Here is a 16,451-nt window from a genome sequence, read left to right on the forward strand (position 1 = left end):
AGGGTGCCGGGCTCAACGGCGCAACCGGTCCGGTGTCAGCCGGCGCTGGAAGTGGGCGCCGGAACAGGCGTGGCACCGTACCCGGCGTCATTGGTGGGTGCCGGCGTCGCACCCGTAACGGCCGACGTCGGCTGCCCGCCTTCCACGTACTGGGCCGCCGGTGCCGTGGCCGCCCCGGTCCCTGCCGGCGCAGGTGCGGCGGTACCGGCGGGTGCTGTCGCGGGAACCGCAGCAGGGCTGTCCACCGCCGGGGCGGTGGGCCCCGTGGAGGGAACGCCGCTGGGGCCCGCGGACGCCGGGGACGTTGCCACCGAGGTCCCTCCGGCCACGGAATTGCCCTTGACGATGGACGTGATCTGGTCTTTGTATCCGGACAGCGTGGCTTGGATCTCGGAGAGCGGCACGTCCTGGATGTGCCTCCCGTAGTCGGCGATCTGCGCCCACAATGCCTCGAGCTGCTGCTTGGCGGCCGCATCCAGCGGACCGTCGAGCGTGAGGACAAGCTGGCTGGCCAGCGCATAGGTCAGGCAGTCCAGGCAGTTGTAGTTGGCGGCCGCGGAGAGGTTCTGCGGCACGATGACATCGGCCTGCCCCACCACCAGCACCACCTGGAAACCCACGGCCACGGCCGCGCACCCGGTGCAGTTGGCGAAAGCGTAGGCCTCGTTGGTGCTGGTCACAGGCTCGCCGTCCTCGGCCCATACGAGCGCGAACGCCACGCTGTAAGCCACGGAGCCGTCGGTGGTGTTGACGGCGAGCGCCTGGTTTCCGTCGGCGGCCGGCGCGGCTGGCCGGTCGAACGGGAACACCCAGGACGGAGCGGATGCGGGCGAGGCACCGCCGGACGCAGTGCCGGACGTTGCACCCGCCGGGGATCCGCCAACGGGCACCAAGACCATGCTCAGCTGCGGGTTGTCCCGGGTGGGCTTGGCGGCTCCAGCAGGCCACAACGCAAGGGTCCGTCCGGCACTGCCCTGCCGCAACGCCCCACTGTCGCGGACGGGAAGGATGGCCCGGGTGGCATCACCGAGCGTCCCGCGTTCGTACGCCTGGACCGGACGGTACGTCCCGCCGTCGGGCCACCACGCCCACGCCAGCCCGGCGAGCAGGACGGCCACGGCACCCATGGCGATGGTCCGCTGGACCAGCTTGCCGCGGGTCTTCTGCCACAGCCCCGTCACCAGCTGCCGCAGCAGCCGCACCACGATGTACAGGACGCCCAGCACCGGCACCGCCACCACCACCATGGCCAGCGCCCGCACCGCCACGCCCGCGAAGTCACCGGCGGACAGGCTGGCAGCGAGCTGTTCCTGCTGCTTCCCCGCGCTGGCCCAGCCCGTGGCCAGCAGCCTGGGCAGGGACAGCACCATCATCACCATGCTGAAGAGCAGTACAGGCACGGTGACCAGGACCCAGGCGGTGACGACGGCGCGTGCCCAGGGCTTGAGCACCTTGCTTTCCGGGTTCCCCCACCGCCACGGCAGGATCCCCAGGAGGGTGGGTTTGATCCGTTGGAAGAGGTCAGGCACACCCGTGGCGTCGGCCAGGATATGGTACCCGTCGTACTTCACCAGCGGGATCAGCTGGCGGACCATCTGCAGGATCTGGGTAACCACCACCAGCAGCAGCGCGTCGAAGCCGGTGGCCCACCACAGCCCCATGATGGCCACCGCCACGATCGCGTTGAAGTACAGGCCACCGAGGTCGGTGCGGATCCTGCCGCCGCGGCCCAGCCGGTAGGAGTCGGTGACGTCGGTGAAGAATGCCGGCCACAAGAGATACAGCCCGGCCCCCATGGCTCCGGGGGTTGCGCCGCCCTTGCGGGTGGCGGCGGCGTGGCCGAATTCGTGGAAGCCGGCAGAGAGGATGGTGACGGCGAGGATCAGCAACAGGAGGGCGGGCTGGGCAAACGCCTCGTGGGTGGCCGAGCCCAGGCCCTTGACCATGAGCACCCACCAGCAGGCCGCCAGGAACGCCGCGGTCACGGCCACCACGATCAGCGGGTTGAACAGGACAGCGAACGGCGCGGTGATCCTGCGGGTCCGTTCGGGATCCGTCACGATGTAGCGGAACCGCAGGCCCAGCAGCGGGTTGGACTTCTTGACCTCGGGCTGGCTGCCGTCGGCAAGCCGGAGCAGGCCCATCGGGAGCAGCTGCGAATCCATCAGGGTGCGGACGTTCTCCGCGCTGACCAGCCGCCCGGATCCCTCGCTGGCGTGCCGGGCGATTCCGTCGAGGTCCCGGTTCCCGTCCGCCGCTTCCAGCACCAGGTACAGCAGCCGGGTGAGCTGGAGGGTCTGGCCGTCGCCGCGGCGCACCAGGGCGGGCGGCTCACGGTAGCCGGAGCCCTCAGCCGTGCCAAGCAGCTGCACGCCGTCGGCCAGGGCCGGAAGGTGGGCTCCCGCCGTCGTACGTCCTTGGCCCGGCGGTTCCTGGGCGAGGGAAACGCGTGACGACGGCGGGCCCGCCTCGGGAGGCGGGCCGCCGTGGGTTTGGGTCATCTTGGCTTACTGCTGCAGGTTGGACGTCTGGCCGGCGGTGGCATTGGCCTCGCCGTCGATGTGCTGCGAAATGGTGGCGCTCTGGTCCGAGATGGCGTACGCCTGGCTGTCGATGGAACCGATGTTCGCGGCAACGGCCGCATCGATGGGGGCGGCGACGTTGGCGTTCGCGGCCACGGCACCGTTGATGGGGGCGGCGATGGCGGCGTCGGCGTCCAGGTTCACGTCCACGTTCAGCAGGTTGCCGTTCAGCGCGCCCGCTGCGTCGGTGACGCCACCGGTGCTTGTGGGGGCAGGAGCTGTTCCGGTGGTCCCATCCGTGGTTCCGGTGGTGCCAGCATCGGTGGTGCCTGTGCCCGTGTCGGTGGTGCCGTCGCCCTGGCCGATCACGCTGTCCTGGGCGGAGTCGGCATTGGCGTCGGCCACGATGCCCTGGTCAATCGCGGCGTCCTGGTTCGAGAGCGCCTGCGCGTCAGAGCCGAAGGAGAGAATGTTGGCCGAGGCTGCCGCGTCGATGGGGGCCGCCACGTTCGCGTTGGCGGCTACGGCCAGGTCGATGGGAGCCGCAGCGTTAATGCCCAGGTCCAGGTCCGCGTTCAGGTCCAGGACGGATGCCACTTCCTTGTCCGGCAGGGCGGTGGCCCGCTCAGACATCAGTTCATCATCGGTGAGGGGACGCAGTTCGTTGTCCATGCTTGAGAGACCTCCGGTGCGGCGCGGGTGCTCTGCCCCCAGCGGGCAGCCCGCGCCCCACAATAGTAAGCATGATTAGCAGTTTTGCGAAGCACTGACAGGGTCCCGGCGGCGGGGGCCGGCCTCAGCGGCTTCGTGGCCTACTTCTGTTCGGGGATCCAGGCAGGTGCTTCCGCTCCAGTGCCTGTGAGATTGTCGCAGCGCACGAGCTGGGACCCGATCCTTTCCAGCGGGCAGTCCACGTATGTAGTCAGTGGATTGTCCCCGGAATCGGATGAATTGGCAGTTCCTCCTCCGGTGAGGAAGAGCGCAGGGAAAAGGGCGGCGATGACTAAGTTGTGTTGTGCGATCATGGCTGTCTCCAAGTACGGCATGAACTGTAATGGGTGGCCAGCCCAAGAGAGTGGCGGGAAATGCCGGCTATTGAAGCACTTCGCCGCGACCTTGTTGCGCTGGCCCGGTGACTGCCGTGTGGCGTCCTGCGGCCTTGCTAGCCCAGCACAGCGCAGACGTCCACGGCTTGCCCTGAGGTGCTGGTCAACGTGAACACGCCAGTGGCGGGATCGACCGTGTAAACGATGGTCCCGATGTACTGGGTGGTGGTTGGGCCAGCCGGAACGTCGGTGGGGAAGAGAATCAATCCGTTATGGCCACTTGCGCTGACGGTTAAGGAACCGTCAGCGTTGTACGCGGTCTTCGATACCGAGCCGCTCGTGTTGAAAGAAATGGATCGCCGGTTTGCCAGGTTTGTATAGGTGAGCAGGACGCCCTTTCCCGCCGTAATGGTACGGACCTTGCTTCCGTCCCTGTCGTAGAAGTCTTTTGTCTGCAAGTTACCTCCGGAGCTCTGGAGTTGCAGGTCAAAGTTTGCACAGCCCAAACCTGCAGGCAGGATGAGGGAATCGTCTGCGCGGGCTGGTTGGGCCGTGGCAACCGCGGTGGCCGTCAGCAGCGCAACGAGCGCAAAGGGCTTGGCTCCATTTTTCATGATTCTTCTCTATTCAAAATTGGGTGCTGGTGCGATGCGTGTTCCCGGAAATGGAGTGTGCCTGCACGCTTCCGGGCAAGCCGTGCGACCGGACCTAGATCGCCGCCTCCCTGGGATGCAGGCGGCTCCAGTTCAATAAATGCAGGACAGTGAGGTAAGTTTCTGTGCCCGCTATGTCCAGCTTAGAAAAGTTTGCGGGCTGTTTCCCTAAGCAGTTCTACGTACTGGAAGGAACACCAAACAGGGGCTTAAATGGGTAGTATCGCGGCTGTTGTTGAGCGCCGCCTGGATCTAAGATTCTCGCGTGGTTCGCAATGACGCGCTTTACAAATTGTGGCTGGAGTTCTTGGGGGACGTCCTTCAGGGGCCACCGGCCGCGTCCACGCATTACGAGGCACAGCTTCTTAAGCTCATGGCCGAGTCGTTCAACGGTTCGTTTGCATCGCGGAACCACGTGAGCCCGGAGTGGGAGAACCATATCCTTTCCTGTTGGCCGCTCGACTACATTCCGAACGATCCTCCAGGCGGTTACGACTTCAGGCAACAACCGCTGCTTCGCTGGTTTGTGTTCACCGGGCAGACCGCGCCGCAGTCCTACGGCCGGGTCCCCGCCGCGTTGGCCAGCGACCACCAGAAAGGGGTTTGGGAAGACTTGTCCCGCCCCTGGGGCGTTAACCATCAGCTCTCCATACCGCTGCGACTCGGTGGCCCCGACCATAACGCCTACCTTGTCTCCCGGCCTGACAGTGACTTCACTGAACAGGAGATGGCGCTGGCCGGACTGCTGCAACCCGTGCTCACCGGGCTGTCCCTCCAGCTGAGTGTTGCAGCGACTCAGGCCAACCTGGTCCCGAAGAGCTCAGCACATGATTTGACGGGTCGTGAGCTGACAATCCTCACGCTCCTGAGTGAGGGTCTAACGGCAGAAGCACTCGCCAGGCGGCTCACCATATCGCCACGCACTGCAACCAAACACCTTGAGCATGTTTACCGCAAACTGGACGTGCGTGACCGGCTCATGGCAGTCCAAAAAGCACGTCTGTTGGGCATCCTGGCACCAACACCTGAGATCCCGGCCAAAGCGCCGTCGAAGCGCAGCTGCACGTAGTCGTTGTGGACGAAATCCACCGAGTACAGCCGGTTCCCCACCAGCCGAGACAGCAATTCATTCGGCACGTAAGGCTTCCCTCCAAGGCCTCATACGCCTTTCACAGTGCCCGAAAGACGACTCTAACCAATGGAGCGTCAATGTGGGTTTGAGCAGCGTGAAGATGGGTGACCAGCACAAATGTGGGTACGGCCCAGGCATGGGGGAATACGTCACGCGCTTTAGCGACCCCACCAGGAAGGGACCCCGGATTGGAATCACTGCCCCTTGCAGTCCTCCTGCTCATCTTTGCCGCCGCTGCGGCCGTGATCTGGGTGGCCGGGATCCAGCTGTCCAAACAGACGGACATCCTCGATGACCGCCTGCACCTGGGCTCCGCGCTGGGCGGCCTCATCCTGCTGGCCATCGCCACCAACCTGCCCGAAATCGCCATCACCGTCTCCGCAGCCCTGGCCAACAACATTGGCGTGGCGGTGGGCAACATCCTGGGCGGCATTGCCATCCAGACGGTGGTGCTGGTGGTCCTGGATGCCCTGGGCACCAAAGGCGGCCACCCGCTGAGCTACCGCGCGGCATCCCTGACGCTGGTGATCGAGGCGGTCACCGTCGTCGCCGTCCTGGGCGTGGTGATCGCGGGCAGCCAGATGCCCGGCAACCTTGTGGCCTTCCGGCTCACGCCGGCGGCAGTGCTCATCGCGGTGATCTGGATCCTAGGCCTGATCCTGGTCCAACGCTCCCAAAAGGGCCTCCCCTGGCACGAACAGGGTGATGCCCCGGGCGCCCAGGACAAACCACGGGGCCACTCCAAGAAGCAGAACAGCGAGAAGAACAAGCACCTGAGCACGGGCAAGTCGGTGCTGATCTTCAGTATTGCGGCGCTGGCCACGCTGGGGTCCGGCGTGGTGCTGGAGCGCAGCGGTGATGCGATCGCCGGAAACATCGGACTCTCCGGGGTGCTGTTCGGTGCCACGTTCCTGGCGCTGGCAACCTCACTGCCGGAGATCTCCACCGGGCTCACGTCCGTGAAGCAGGGGGACTACAAACTCGCGTTCAGCGACATCTTCGGCGGCAACGCCTTCCTTCCGGTGCTGTTCCTGGTGGCGGTGCTGATCACCGGAAAGCCGGTGCTCCCCCAGGCCCACGCGACGGACATCTACCTCACCGCGCTGGCCATTTTGCTGACCCTCGTCTACCTGCTGGGGCTTCTCTTCCGGCCGAAAAAGAAGGTGCTGGCCATGGGGGTGGACTCCCTGGTGGTGCTGGTGCTGTACCTGCTCGGCATCGCCGGACTGTTCGCCGTCGCCACAACATCGTAAGACCCGGCAACCGTTCGGAGGTGCACGCTTTGGGTAATGTCGGACCATGATCCAGGCATCGGCCGTATCGGCACTGACGTCTTATCACTGGCTCGGGATTCCGATCGCCGCAGTCGGCGCGGTGCTGCTCGCGCTGGGGACGCTGTTCCAGCACCGGGCCGTGGAAGACCAGCCGGCCGCATCCGGGCGCGCAGCGGGGAGCATGGGCGGCGGACGCCTGCAGGCGTTGATCCGCAGGCCGGTGTGGCTTGCCGGGACGGGGATGCTGGGCGCTGCAATCCTCCTCCAGCTCACCAGCCTCCGGTTCTCGCCCCTGATCGTGGTGCAGCCCATCGGTGCGGTGGCCCTGATGGTCACCACTCTGGCTACCGCCCGAATGACCCGCAGGCTGCCCGGGCGCCGCGCCCTGACCGCCGTCGCCCTCTGCGTTGGCGGAGTGGGCGTGTTCGTCGCCGTGGCGGCGTTGTCGGCGGAGGACGTGGAGATCAGCGACCGGCACCTGGTCACCATCCTGATCGTGCTCGCCGTCGTCCTGGCCTGTGTGGGCATGGCTTTCGCCCTGTGGCGCCACCGATCGGGCGCAGTGGTGTTCACCGCCGGCGCCGGGATCCTGTTCGGGTTCGTCGCAGCACTGGCCAAGACCGTCATTGCCCGGCTGTTCCAGGGCGATTTCGAGTGGTTGTCCCTGACCTGCCTGGCGGGGCTGCTCATTGCCGCATTGGCCGGCAGCTTCCTGGTCCAGAATGCCCACACCCGGGGAACGTCAGAACTGGTGGTCGCCGGCCTGACAGTCATCGACCCGCTCGTCGCCGTCGCCATCGGCATCGCCATCCTCGGCGAAGCGGACGCAGCACCCCCGCTGGCGATCGTCCTGTTCCTGCTGTCCGGAGCCACCGCCGTCGCGGGCGTTTTCCTGCTGGCCACGGTCAAGAAACCGGTCCAGCCAGGGGTCATACGATGACCGTCACACCATACCCGAACAAGGGCTGGGCACCGCTGTCCGTCGTGGAGGCGTAGTCTGGGGAACAGGAATCATTCCTCCCGGAAACGGCACGGGAATTAACGGCTGAAGGCACATAGTGGCGCGTGAGGATGAGCAGGGCACCCGGGACGGTTCCCGGCCTGCTGTCCGGGGCACGGGCCGGGCAACGCCGGGCACGGGCCGGGCAACGCCGGCCAGCCTCCGGGAGGAACTCTCAACCAAAGCGACCACCGTCGTCGATGATTCCTGGGCAGGGTCTGTCCCTGCGCAGTACGGGGTGGCGCCGCGGGTGCGCATAGGAAGCAGCAAATGGTTCAACCTGCTGTGGCTGCTCCCGATCGGCTTCGTTTTGCTGCTCACTGCCGTTGCGGTTGCGAGGGGACTGCGTGGTGTCCCCGGCGTGGCGGAGTTCATCAGGGAATATCCAGGCCTGGTTGTTCCGCCCGGGGCCGAAGACCGCGCCGGGTTCCCGGCCTGGGTCGGGTGGCAGCATTTCTTCAACATGCTGCTCCTGATCCCCATCATCCGTTCCGGGGTAACCATCCTTGCCGATCATCCCAGGCTGTACTGGACCCGGCATTCAACCCCGGGCAAGGCGTGGTTCAGGATCCAGAAACCGGTGCCCCCGGACCCGCTGTACACGGCAAAGCAGGACTCCATTACCCTCCCCAACGGCGTGGGTCTGCCCGGCCGGCGGCACTCGATCGGGCTGGCCCGGTGGTGGCACCTGGGCATGGACACGCTCTGGCTGCTCAACGGCCTGATCTTTTACGTACTGATCTTCACCACGGGTCAGTGGCTCCGCCTGGTGCCCACCAGTTGGGACGTCATCCCCAATGCCCTCTCGATGTCCATCCAGTACGCCTCCCTGGACTGGCCAACCGACAACAGCTGGGTCGCCTACAACAGTCTCCAGGTCCTGGCCTACTTCATCACGGTCTTCATCGCTGCACCGCTGGCGTTCATCACCGGGCTGGGCATGTCCCCGGCCCTGTCCACAAAATTCCGGTGGATCAGCAGGGTCCTCAGCATCCAGGCTGCCCGGTCCCTGCATTTCCTGGTCCTTGTCTGGTTCCTGTTGTTCATCGTGATGCACGTCTCCCTCGTGATCGCGACGGATGCCTTGCGGAACTTCAACTACATGTATGCGGGCCGCAACTCCGGCGACTGGTACGGGTTCTGGATTTTCGCCGCCTCCCTGGCCGTAATGATCGTCATCTGGTTGGGCGTCACCCCGCTCACCTACCGGCATCCCCGGATGGTCCAGCGGATCGGGTTTGCACTCATTGGCCCGGCGCAACGTTTGTTCGAGCACCTCGATTCAAAACCCGGCCGGTACACCGAGAATGACATTTCCCCGTATATGTGGCACAACGGCAAGTATCCCGAATCCACTGAATACAAAGCGCTCCTGGCCACAGGCTTCGCCGACTACCGCCTCCGGGTCTCCGGCCTGGTAAAGAACCCGTTGGAACTCGACCTGGCCCAGCTTCACGGCCTGGCGTACCACGAGCAGATCACCCAGCACTTCTGCATCCAGGGCTGGTCCGGAGTAGCCAAATGGGGCGGCGTCTCCATGCAAACCATCATCGACCTGGTCCAGCCGGACCCCGAGGCGAAGTGGGTGATCTTCTACTCCTTCGCCGAAGGATCCGACGGCGGCATCTACTACGACGCCCAGCCGATCGAACAGATGAGCTACCACCTCACCATGCTCGCCTACGACATGAACAACACACCGCTGACCTACGGACACGGCGCCCCGCTCCGCCTGCGCAACGAGGTCCAGCTCGGCTTCAAACTCGTCAAATGGGTCAAAGGCATCGAATTCGTCAAAGACTTCTCCCACATCGGCGGCGGCGAGGGCGGATACAACAACGACCACGAATTCTTCGGCTACCGCCAATCCATCTAGCGCCAGGAGCCTCGCGCCGGGGGTGGCTACCGCCCGATCAGCTCGGCCAGGACTTGGGCCTCACTGATTTCGGCGGCTTTGGTTGCCGTTAGCAACGTTAGCCGTTGGCCCTTGGCGAGATCGCGCAGATGGTCAAGCACCTGCGCCCGGGCCCGGTCTTTGAGCTCTGCTTTGTAGCGCTTGGCAAATTCGTCGAACTTGGCGGGGTCGTGGCCGTACCACTGGCGCAGCTCCGTTGACGGGGAGACGTCTTTGCACCACTCGTCCAGTGCCGCCTTGGCCTTGGTCATCCCGCGCGGCCACATGCGGTCTACCAGAACCCGTACGCCGTCGTCGGCCCTGGTCCCGTCATAGACCCGGCGTACCTGGACTTCCGCTGCACTCGACATTCCCCGGCTCCTCGCTGATTGCCCACTGCGGGCACGGCAAAGTACGACGGCGGCACGCGCCGAGTGCCTGCGTGCACCGGAGCAGGGCCTGGGCTAGGTGATCAGGTAACTGTCCTGGGCGTCGCTCCGGGGCGCGGGCTTCACGAACGGCAGCGAGCCCACTACCGTCTTCACCCCGATCAGGGGCAACAATACCGCCGCGGCCGCAACGGACAACGCGGTGAAACCAACAAGCTCCAGCGTCTCGCGCTTGGGCAGGCGGCGGCGGTGCCCACCCTCCATGAGATCCATCATGGTGACGACGCCACGAGCCCGCAGTCAGGATTTCCCCGGTACCGGCTACCTGTCTTTCGCACCGGCCACTACTCAGACAGCCACCGGGAGCGGAACGCACTCGGCGAGGCCGATCAGCGACGCACACATTCCTTGACGACGCACGTGAGCGGTTTCGAGCCCCACGGTTGTTCCAGGCCCTACTCGTTCTCGCGGACGTACTCTTCGGGGCTGACGTCCGGGCTTTTATGCCTGCGGCGGGTTTCGATTCGAAAATGGCGAATGACAGGCCGAGGCGGTGGCGCAGTTCCAGGGACGCGTGCTGCCGGGAGTCGGTCAAGCCTTCGCGTTCTTCCTCTGCCATATGATCACCGTTGATTCATTGACCTTGGCCAACGCCGCCCACCACTCCGGTGCACCGGCCTGGTGTTGCGTAGCAGCCATGCATCTCATCGAGCAGGGCGAACAGGCGCCGCTGTTCGTGGTGGTCGTTCAGAATCACTTCAACGATGTCCATGGCGCCCCTTTCGGCGGGATATGTACCTGTCAGCACTAACCCTCAAGGTACCCATTTGTCACGCCGCCACCCGCCAGGCCACGATGCGCTGACCGCGCTCTCCCAGCAGGACTGTTGGGAGAGCGCCGGCGCAGGTCAGGGACGCTTATTGCTTGGCCGGCGCCTGGTTGACCTTGTCCTGGATGGCCTTGGCTTCCTTCTGGACCTTGTCCCCGTAGCCGCCGTTGAGGGCGGTGTCCTTGATCTTGGCGGCTGCGGCATCACGGTCTGAGGCTGCGGCTGCTTCCAGGGTCTTCAGGTCCGCCTGCAGGTTGGCCGGCAGCTTGCCGAAGGCCTGGGCGCGGTGGATCAGGGCGTACGCGATCACGTGGGCCTTGTCCCCAAAGCCGTCGCCGCCCTTGATGTCCACACGGAGTTCGGTGCGGAGCGAACGGACGAACGGGTGGGCGGCGTGCTTGGCGTTGCCGGAACCGGACCCGGAGCCTGCTGACGGGGAGGCGGACGGGGAGGCCGACGGCGCCGGGCTCTGGCCGTCCGCGAACGCGGCCGTGGCCCCAAAGACGGCCCCGCCCACCAGGACAACGCCGGCCGCGACGGCGCCTCCGCGGACCGCCCAAAAGCGTGCGGTGCGGTTGCGGGACGCGATGGGTGTGGTGTTCATGGTGTACTCCTCGGTGTTTCATGCCCGGACGTTCCGGGCGCTGCAGGTTGTGCGTCTCCTACTCTGGCGCTCCCTCATCCGGCGGGTGTTCGGGGAATGTAAGGGGAACGTAAAGTCGCGCGTCCGTGGCCGCTGGCCGGAGCTGCCGCAGCGTTCAATAGATATATGGAACAACCAACAGCGGCCAGCGCCCCGCCGTCCCGCGGCCTGGTGCTGATCGTTGAGGACGAGCGCGCCATCGCCGATGTGCAGCGGATCTACCTGAGCCGGGCAGGTTTCGGCGTGCACGTGGAAACTACCGGCCAAGGGGGCCTGGACCGGATCCGGGGCCTCCGGCCGGTGGCGGTGGTGCTGGACGTTGGCCTGCCGGACATCGACGGGATCGAGGTGTGCCGGCGTCTGCGTGCGCGGAACGACTGGACGCCCATCATCTTCGTCACCGCCCGCGACGACGAAGTGGACATGCTGCTGGGGCTGGAGCTGGGCGCGGACGACTACATGACTAAACCGTTTTCTCCCCGTGAGCTGGTGACCCGGCTCAAGACGGTCCTGCGGCGCAGCGCCGGGATTCCGCGCCGGGGCGTCCTCCGCGCAGGGCCGGTAACCCTGGACCCGGAAGCCCGCACCGCGGCAGTGGACGGCTCGCCGGTGGAGCTGACCGCGCGGGAATTCGATGTGCTTGCCTACCTGATGGCCAGCCCGGGCCGGGTGTTCAGCCGGGAGCAGCTGCTCTCCGCGGTGTGGGGGCAGGCGGACTATTCGGCGGGACGAACTGTGGACGTCCACATCGCCCAGCTGCGTTCAAAGCTGGGTCCCGGGCACCCGCTGCGCACCCGGCGGGGCGTGGGCTACTCCGCGGACGCGGAGGGATCGTGAGCGCCCATACAAGTACGACGGCGGCGCCGGAGCAGCAGCCACGCCGCGCGCGGGCTCCCTGGCTGCGTTCCCTCGCGGGCCGCACCACCCTGGTGACCGCCGTCGTCGCGGTTTTGGCGGCCCTGGTCACTGGCAGCGTGGCCTTCCCGCTGATCCGTTCCGCCGCCGTGGCCCAGGCCCGGGAACAACTGTCCCGGCAGGCCGATGCGTTCAGCGCGGCACCGGTGGCGTCCCAGGCGCTGGACCTGCGGGAACGCCATTTGCTGGGCCCGGACAATTACGACCTCGCCAGCATCACCCCGTCCGGCACGGTCACCGGCGTGGCCGGCCGGATCCTGGGTATGGACGAGGTGCAACCGGTCCTCTCGGGGCAGAAAGTCTCCCGCACCCTTACCCGCGGCGGCGTCCAGTACCTGGTGGAGGCCAGGCCGCTGGCCAAGGGCGGCGGCATCGCCCTGATCCGGCCCCTGGCGGACGTCAACGCAACCTCCGCCCGGCTCCTCCAGCCCATGCTGCTGGCTTTGGCCGCGGGGCTGCTCATCGCGGTGCTGGCGGGAACGCTGCTGGCGCGGTGGCTCTCCGGCCCGCTGGTCCGGACCGCGGCGGCGGCGCGGCGGATGGCCCGGGGCGAACGGACCGTGCAGCTCAGCCCGGCAGGGGTCACCGAGGTCCGGGCCGTGGGCGAGGCCATCAACACGCTGGACCACGCGCTGCTGGCCAGTGAAAGCAGGCAACGGGAGTTCCTGCTGTCCGTTTCGCATGAGATCCGCACCCCGCTGACGGCCCTGCGCGGCTACGCCGAAGCCCTCCAGGACGGCCTGATCCCGCCCGAGGACACGGTGCGCGTTGGGCAGACCCTTGCCGCCGAAACCGATCGGCTGGACGGCTTCGTCCGCGACCTGCTGGCCCTGGCCCGGCTGGAGGCGGACGACTTCTCCCTGGACATCCAGCCCGTCGACGTTCCCGCCGTCCTTGAACAAGCCCAACGTGCTTGGCACCCGGCCGCAGCGCAGGCGGGCGTGGACCTGGTGCTGGACGTGCCCGCCGCGGACCCCGCCGGACCATTGCTGGCCAGCACGGATGCGCAGCGGCTCCGCCAGCTCATTGATGGGCTGATCGGCAACGCCCTGCGCGTCACCCCGGCGGGGAAACCGCTGGTCCTGCAGGCCCGGACAGAAGGCGTGGCTTCCTCGCCCGGCCCGGCACCCGGGAACGGCCACCTGGCAGCCCCGCCGGGCGTCGTCGCCATCCTGGTCCGTGACAGCGGCCCGGGCCTGACTCCGGAGGATGCCGCCGTCGCCTTTGACCGCGGTGTTTTAGCGCGCCGGTACGACGGACAGCGCCCCACCGGCACCGGCCTGGGCCTGTCCATCGCCTCCCGGCTGGCGCAGCGCATGAACCTCCGGCTGACTGTGGAACCAGCCACCCCGGAGCACCCGGGGGCCTGCTTCTGCATCCGGCTGCCCCGCGCAACCGCCGCGTAGGCCCGTGCAGGCCCCGGCGCCAGGGCAGGCCCGGCGGCAGGGCAAGGAGGTACGACGGCGGCGCGCACCACAGTGCATGCGGGAACCTTCAGCACCCGGCGGAAGGGGCCGCCGTTACCTGCTCTTGGTGGGCTGCGGGCCGGGGGCGCTGACCAAGCTCTGCGGCGGGGCGTCGAAGTTCCCGTGGTCGAAGAGGCCCACCACGCCCTGCATGTACTGCGCCCATTGCGGTCCGGCAATGTAGGCCCCGTCCACTGCCGGATAGAACTTTCCGTTGACGGTGATGTTGCGCCCCAGCCGGCTGGGCCCGCCGTTGAAGGGGTCGCCGAAGAACGAAGCCGTGGCCAGCCCCCTGGTGTAGCCCACCACCCAGGTCTGGTTGTTGTACTCGTTGGTGCCCGTCTTGGCGGCGTCCGGAACCCCCAGCTTCTGCGGAATCAGCAGGCCCGAACCCTTGGTGAGGACGTCCTGGAGGACGTTGGTGACGGCTTTGGCCACGTCCGGATTCAGGGAGCCTGGCTGGCAGGACGGTGCCTGTCCGCCGATCTTCTTGCCTTGGGCGTCGTCCACTTCCGTGATGGAGATGGGTGCGCAGTAGGTGCCGTTGGCTGCGAAGGTTGCGAAGGCGTTCGCCATGGTCAGGGGGGCAACGTTCTGGCTGCCCAGGATGTTGCCCAGGGTGGAGAGGTCGATCTTTTGGTCGTGCCCGCTGCCCAGGTGCAGCCCTATGGCGTCCGCCGCACGCTGGACGTCGCAGAAATCGTTCAACCCGGCCAGCGACGCGAACGTTGCGGTGTTGATCGACTGGTAGATGCCTTCCCGGACCGTCATGGGCCGGTACCAGTTGGGCTCGTCGTTTTGCAGGTCGGAGGATTGCGGCACGGTGCTGTCGAACCAGCCCTGGACGGGGTGGCAGGTTGTCTTCCACGGGTAGTTGATGCCGTAGCGGCGCTTGGAGGCATCAACCACCTGGTTGGTGGACTTGCCCTCCCCCAGCCACGCAGCGAGGGTGACAGGCTTCATCGTGGAACCGGGCTGCATCCCGCCAACACCGCCGAGGCTGTTCCCGGCGGCGTCGCTGCTGTCCACGTTGAAGTTGTAGTCGGAGACGAACCCGCTGCCTTCGTCGGGCAGCTTCCTGGAGTTCTGCGCCATGGACAGCACCTTCCCGGTACCGGGTTCGATGGTGACCAGGGATGCGCCCCATTTGTCCGGATTGGCGCCGGCCGTGGCGTCCACCTGGGACTGGGCCGTTCCTTGCAGCCGCGGGTCCAGGGTGGTCTTGATGGTCAGGCCGCCCGCCATGATCTTCTGGTCCCGTTCATCCTGCGTGGCGCCGTAGGCGGGGTCGTTTTCAATCTGGTGGAGCACGTAGTCGCAGAAGTACTGGGCCTGGGAGGCGTAGGCGCACCCTTGCTTGGGTGGATTGACCTTGAGCTGGAGGGATGTGTTCACGGCGTCGTCGTGCTGCTGCTGGTCGATGTAGCCGTGCTGCAGCATGGCGTCCAGCACCAGGTCACGGCGCGCTTTCGCGGCCTCGGGATGGACGGTGGGGTCATACAGCGAGGGGCCGTTGACCAGTCCGGCCAGCAGCGCCCCCTGCGGCAGCGTGAGGTCCTTGGCGTCGACGGAGAAGAAGTACTGGCTGGCCGCCTCGATGCCGTAGGCGTTCGCGTTGAAACCCACCACGTTCAGGTACCCGGCGAGGATCTGGTCCTTCGAGTACTTTTCTTCGAGGCCGATGGCGAGCTTCATCTCCTGGACTTTCTGGTCCAGGCCTTTCTGCCCGTTCAGCACCACCTGGGCGTCCTTGCCCTGGGCAATCAGGTTTTCGTTGAGCATGTTGGTGACGTACTGCTGCGTCAGCGTTGAGGCCCCCTGGTGGCCGCCGCCGGCGTCAATGACCAAGGCACGGAAGATGCCCTCGGGATCGATGCCGCCGTGCTGGTAGAACCGGTAATCCTCAATGGCCACGATGGCGTTCTTGATGTTGGGGGACATCTGGTCCAGGGAAATACGGGTCCGGTTCTCACTGAACAGGGTGGCAATCAGTGACCCGTCAGCGGCAAGCACGCGCGTCATCTGGGCAGGGGGCGCCGAGAACACGTCGTTGGGCAGGTCGGTCTTGAGCGCAGCGGCGCCGTCAGCCACTGCCGTCTCGGTCACCGCCGCCGCAGGCATCATCAGGCCCGCCACCAGGGCGCCACAGAGCGCGCTGACGCCCAGGAAAAGCGTGATCCAGCCCAGGGTGGTTCCCGTGGCGAGGAGGAGGTTCGTGCGACGGCGCTTGGCTGGCTGCGGCGCGGCAGGGGATTCCTTGGGCATGTGGGTCTCCGGTTCCGCGCGTGGTGGTACAGCACCGGTTGCCAGGTCCCCGCGTCACATCACGCCGGCAACCGTCTTTTCACCCTACTCCGCGAACTCGGCGGAATCGGGCCGGAACTCCGGGACCGAGGGATACTGCCAGCCAATTCACAGGAACCAGGAGCCGGCGCTGGAGGCCACCATCCCCAGGCCCAAGGCAGCCATGATTCCGCTGCTCCCGCGTTCCAGGGACCGGCTCACCCGGGGCCGCTGGAGCCACGTCACTGGGGCCGCGGGCACCATTGTGGCGGAGGCCGCCGTCGGACGCCAACGCGCGCACCGCGCCCATGTCAGGGCACGACGGCCTCCCGGCAAGGGCTGTCGCGGGCGGCCAGAGCGGCACTAGAGTCGGTAGCAGACCACCCTGCTTTTCCTCAACGAACC

At 66.5% G+C, this 16,451-nt stretch carries 13 protein-coding genes and 1 pseudogene; 7 read left to right on the forward strand and 7 right to left on the reverse strand.

Annotated elements, in window-relative coordinates:
• Positions 1-35 precede the first annotated feature (35 nt).
• The 3 genes and pseudogenes from AC4EEV_RS06225 to AC4EEV_RS06235 all read right to left on the reverse strand — a co-directional run bounded on the left by AC4EEV_RS06225 (position 36) and on the right by AC4EEV_RS06235 (position 4,182).
• Positions 36-2,545: pseudogene (locus AC4EEV_RS06225) on the reverse strand (hypothetical protein).
• Entirely contained in the window at positions 2,508-3,194 is a 687-nt protein-coding gene (locus AC4EEV_RS06230) for a peptidoglycan-binding protein (protein WP_491330395.1), read from the reverse strand. Before AC4EEV_RS06230 ends, AC4EEV_RS06225 begins: the two are co-directional and overlap by 38 nt.
• A gap of 490 nt (positions 3,195-3,684) precedes the next feature.
• Complete coding sequence (locus AC4EEV_RS06235; protein WP_491330396.1) at positions 3,685-4,182, reverse strand: hypothetical protein; 498 nt, start codon at positions 4,180-4,182, stop codon at positions 3,685-3,687.
• A gap of 304 nt (positions 4,183-4,486) precedes the next feature.
• On the opposite strand from AC4EEV_RS06235, the gene AC4EEV_RS06240 reads away from it, so the two are divergent.
• The 4 genes from AC4EEV_RS06240 (at position 4,487) to AC4EEV_RS06255 (ending at position 9,503) form a co-directional block, all read left to right on the forward strand.
• Positions 4,487-5,290, forward strand: coding sequence for a helix-turn-helix transcriptional regulator (locus AC4EEV_RS06240; RefSeq protein ID WP_491330397.1), 804 nt, complete (start codon positions 4,487-4,489; stop codon positions 5,288-5,290).
• A 251-nt stretch (positions 5,291-5,541) separates the two neighbouring features.
• Positions 5,542-6,606 carry a sodium:calcium antiporter gene (locus tag AC4EEV_RS06245; RefSeq protein WP_491330398.1) on the forward strand — a complete coding sequence of 355 codons (1,065 nt, stop codon included), beginning with the start codon at positions 5,542-5,544 and terminating at the stop codon, positions 6,604-6,606.
• Positions 6,607-6,652: 46 nt separating this feature from the next.
• Positions 6,653-7,567, forward strand: coding sequence for a multidrug DMT transporter permease (locus AC4EEV_RS06250; RefSeq protein ID WP_491330399.1), 915 nt, complete (start codon positions 6,653-6,655; stop codon positions 7,565-7,567).
• A 118-nt stretch (positions 7,568-7,685) separates the two neighbouring features.
• Positions 7,686-9,503: a molybdopterin-dependent oxidoreductase gene (locus tag AC4EEV_RS06255; RefSeq protein ID WP_491330400.1), complete on the forward strand. Its 1,818-nt coding sequence runs from the start codon at positions 7,686-7,688 to the stop codon at positions 9,501-9,503.
• A 26-nt stretch (positions 9,504-9,529) separates the two neighbouring features.
• Here AC4EEV_RS06255 and AC4EEV_RS06260 read toward each other — a convergent pair whose 3' ends face one another.
• Entirely contained in the window at positions 9,530-9,892 is a 363-nt protein-coding gene (locus AC4EEV_RS06260) for a DUF488 domain-containing protein (protein WP_491330401.1), read from the reverse strand.
• Positions 9,893-9,985: 93 nt separating this feature from the next.
• Positions 9,986-10,186: a hypothetical protein gene (locus AC4EEV_RS06265; protein ID WP_491330402.1), complete on the reverse strand. Its 201-nt coding sequence runs from the start codon at positions 10,184-10,186 to the stop codon at positions 9,986-9,988.
• Positions 10,187-10,463: 277 nt separating this feature from the next.
• On the opposite strand from AC4EEV_RS06265, the gene AC4EEV_RS06270 reads away from it, so the two are divergent.
• Positions 10,464-10,721, forward strand: coding sequence for a hypothetical protein (locus AC4EEV_RS06270; protein ID WP_491330403.1), 258 nt, complete (start codon positions 10,464-10,466; stop codon positions 10,719-10,721).
• 106 nt (positions 10,722-10,827) lie between these two features.
• Here the strand turns inward: AC4EEV_RS06270 and AC4EEV_RS06275 are convergent, their stop codons facing one another.
• Complete coding sequence (locus tag AC4EEV_RS06275; RefSeq protein ID WP_491330404.1) at positions 10,828-11,343, reverse strand: hypothetical protein; 516 nt, start codon at positions 11,341-11,343, stop codon at positions 10,828-10,830.
• A gap of 165 nt (positions 11,344-11,508) precedes the next feature.
• Between AC4EEV_RS06275 and AC4EEV_RS06280 the strand changes: the two genes are divergently transcribed.
• Both AC4EEV_RS06280 and AC4EEV_RS06285 read left to right on the forward strand, forming a co-directional pair.
• Positions 11,509-12,219, forward strand: a complete 711-nt coding sequence (locus AC4EEV_RS06280; protein ID WP_491330405.1) for a response regulator transcription factor — start codon at positions 11,509-11,511, stop codon at positions 12,217-12,219.
• A complete protein-coding gene (locus AC4EEV_RS06285; RefSeq protein WP_491330406.1) occupies positions 12,216-13,703 on the forward strand; it encodes a sensor histidine kinase in 1,488 nt (495 codons plus the stop codon). The genes AC4EEV_RS06280 and AC4EEV_RS06285 overlap by 4 nt, the downstream gene beginning before the upstream one ends.
• A gap of 114 nt (positions 13,704-13,817) precedes the next feature.
• Here the strand turns inward: AC4EEV_RS06285 and AC4EEV_RS06290 are convergent, their stop codons facing one another.
• The gene (locus AC4EEV_RS06290) at positions 13,818-16,028 is read right to left on the reverse strand and encodes a transglycosylase domain-containing protein (protein WP_491330407.1); all 2,211 of its coding nucleotides are present in this window, start codon (positions 16,026-16,028) and stop codon (positions 13,818-13,820) included.
• Between the last annotated feature and the right edge of the window lie 423 nt (positions 16,029-16,451).

The organism is Pseudarthrobacter sp. MOO14, from assembly GCF_058267675.1.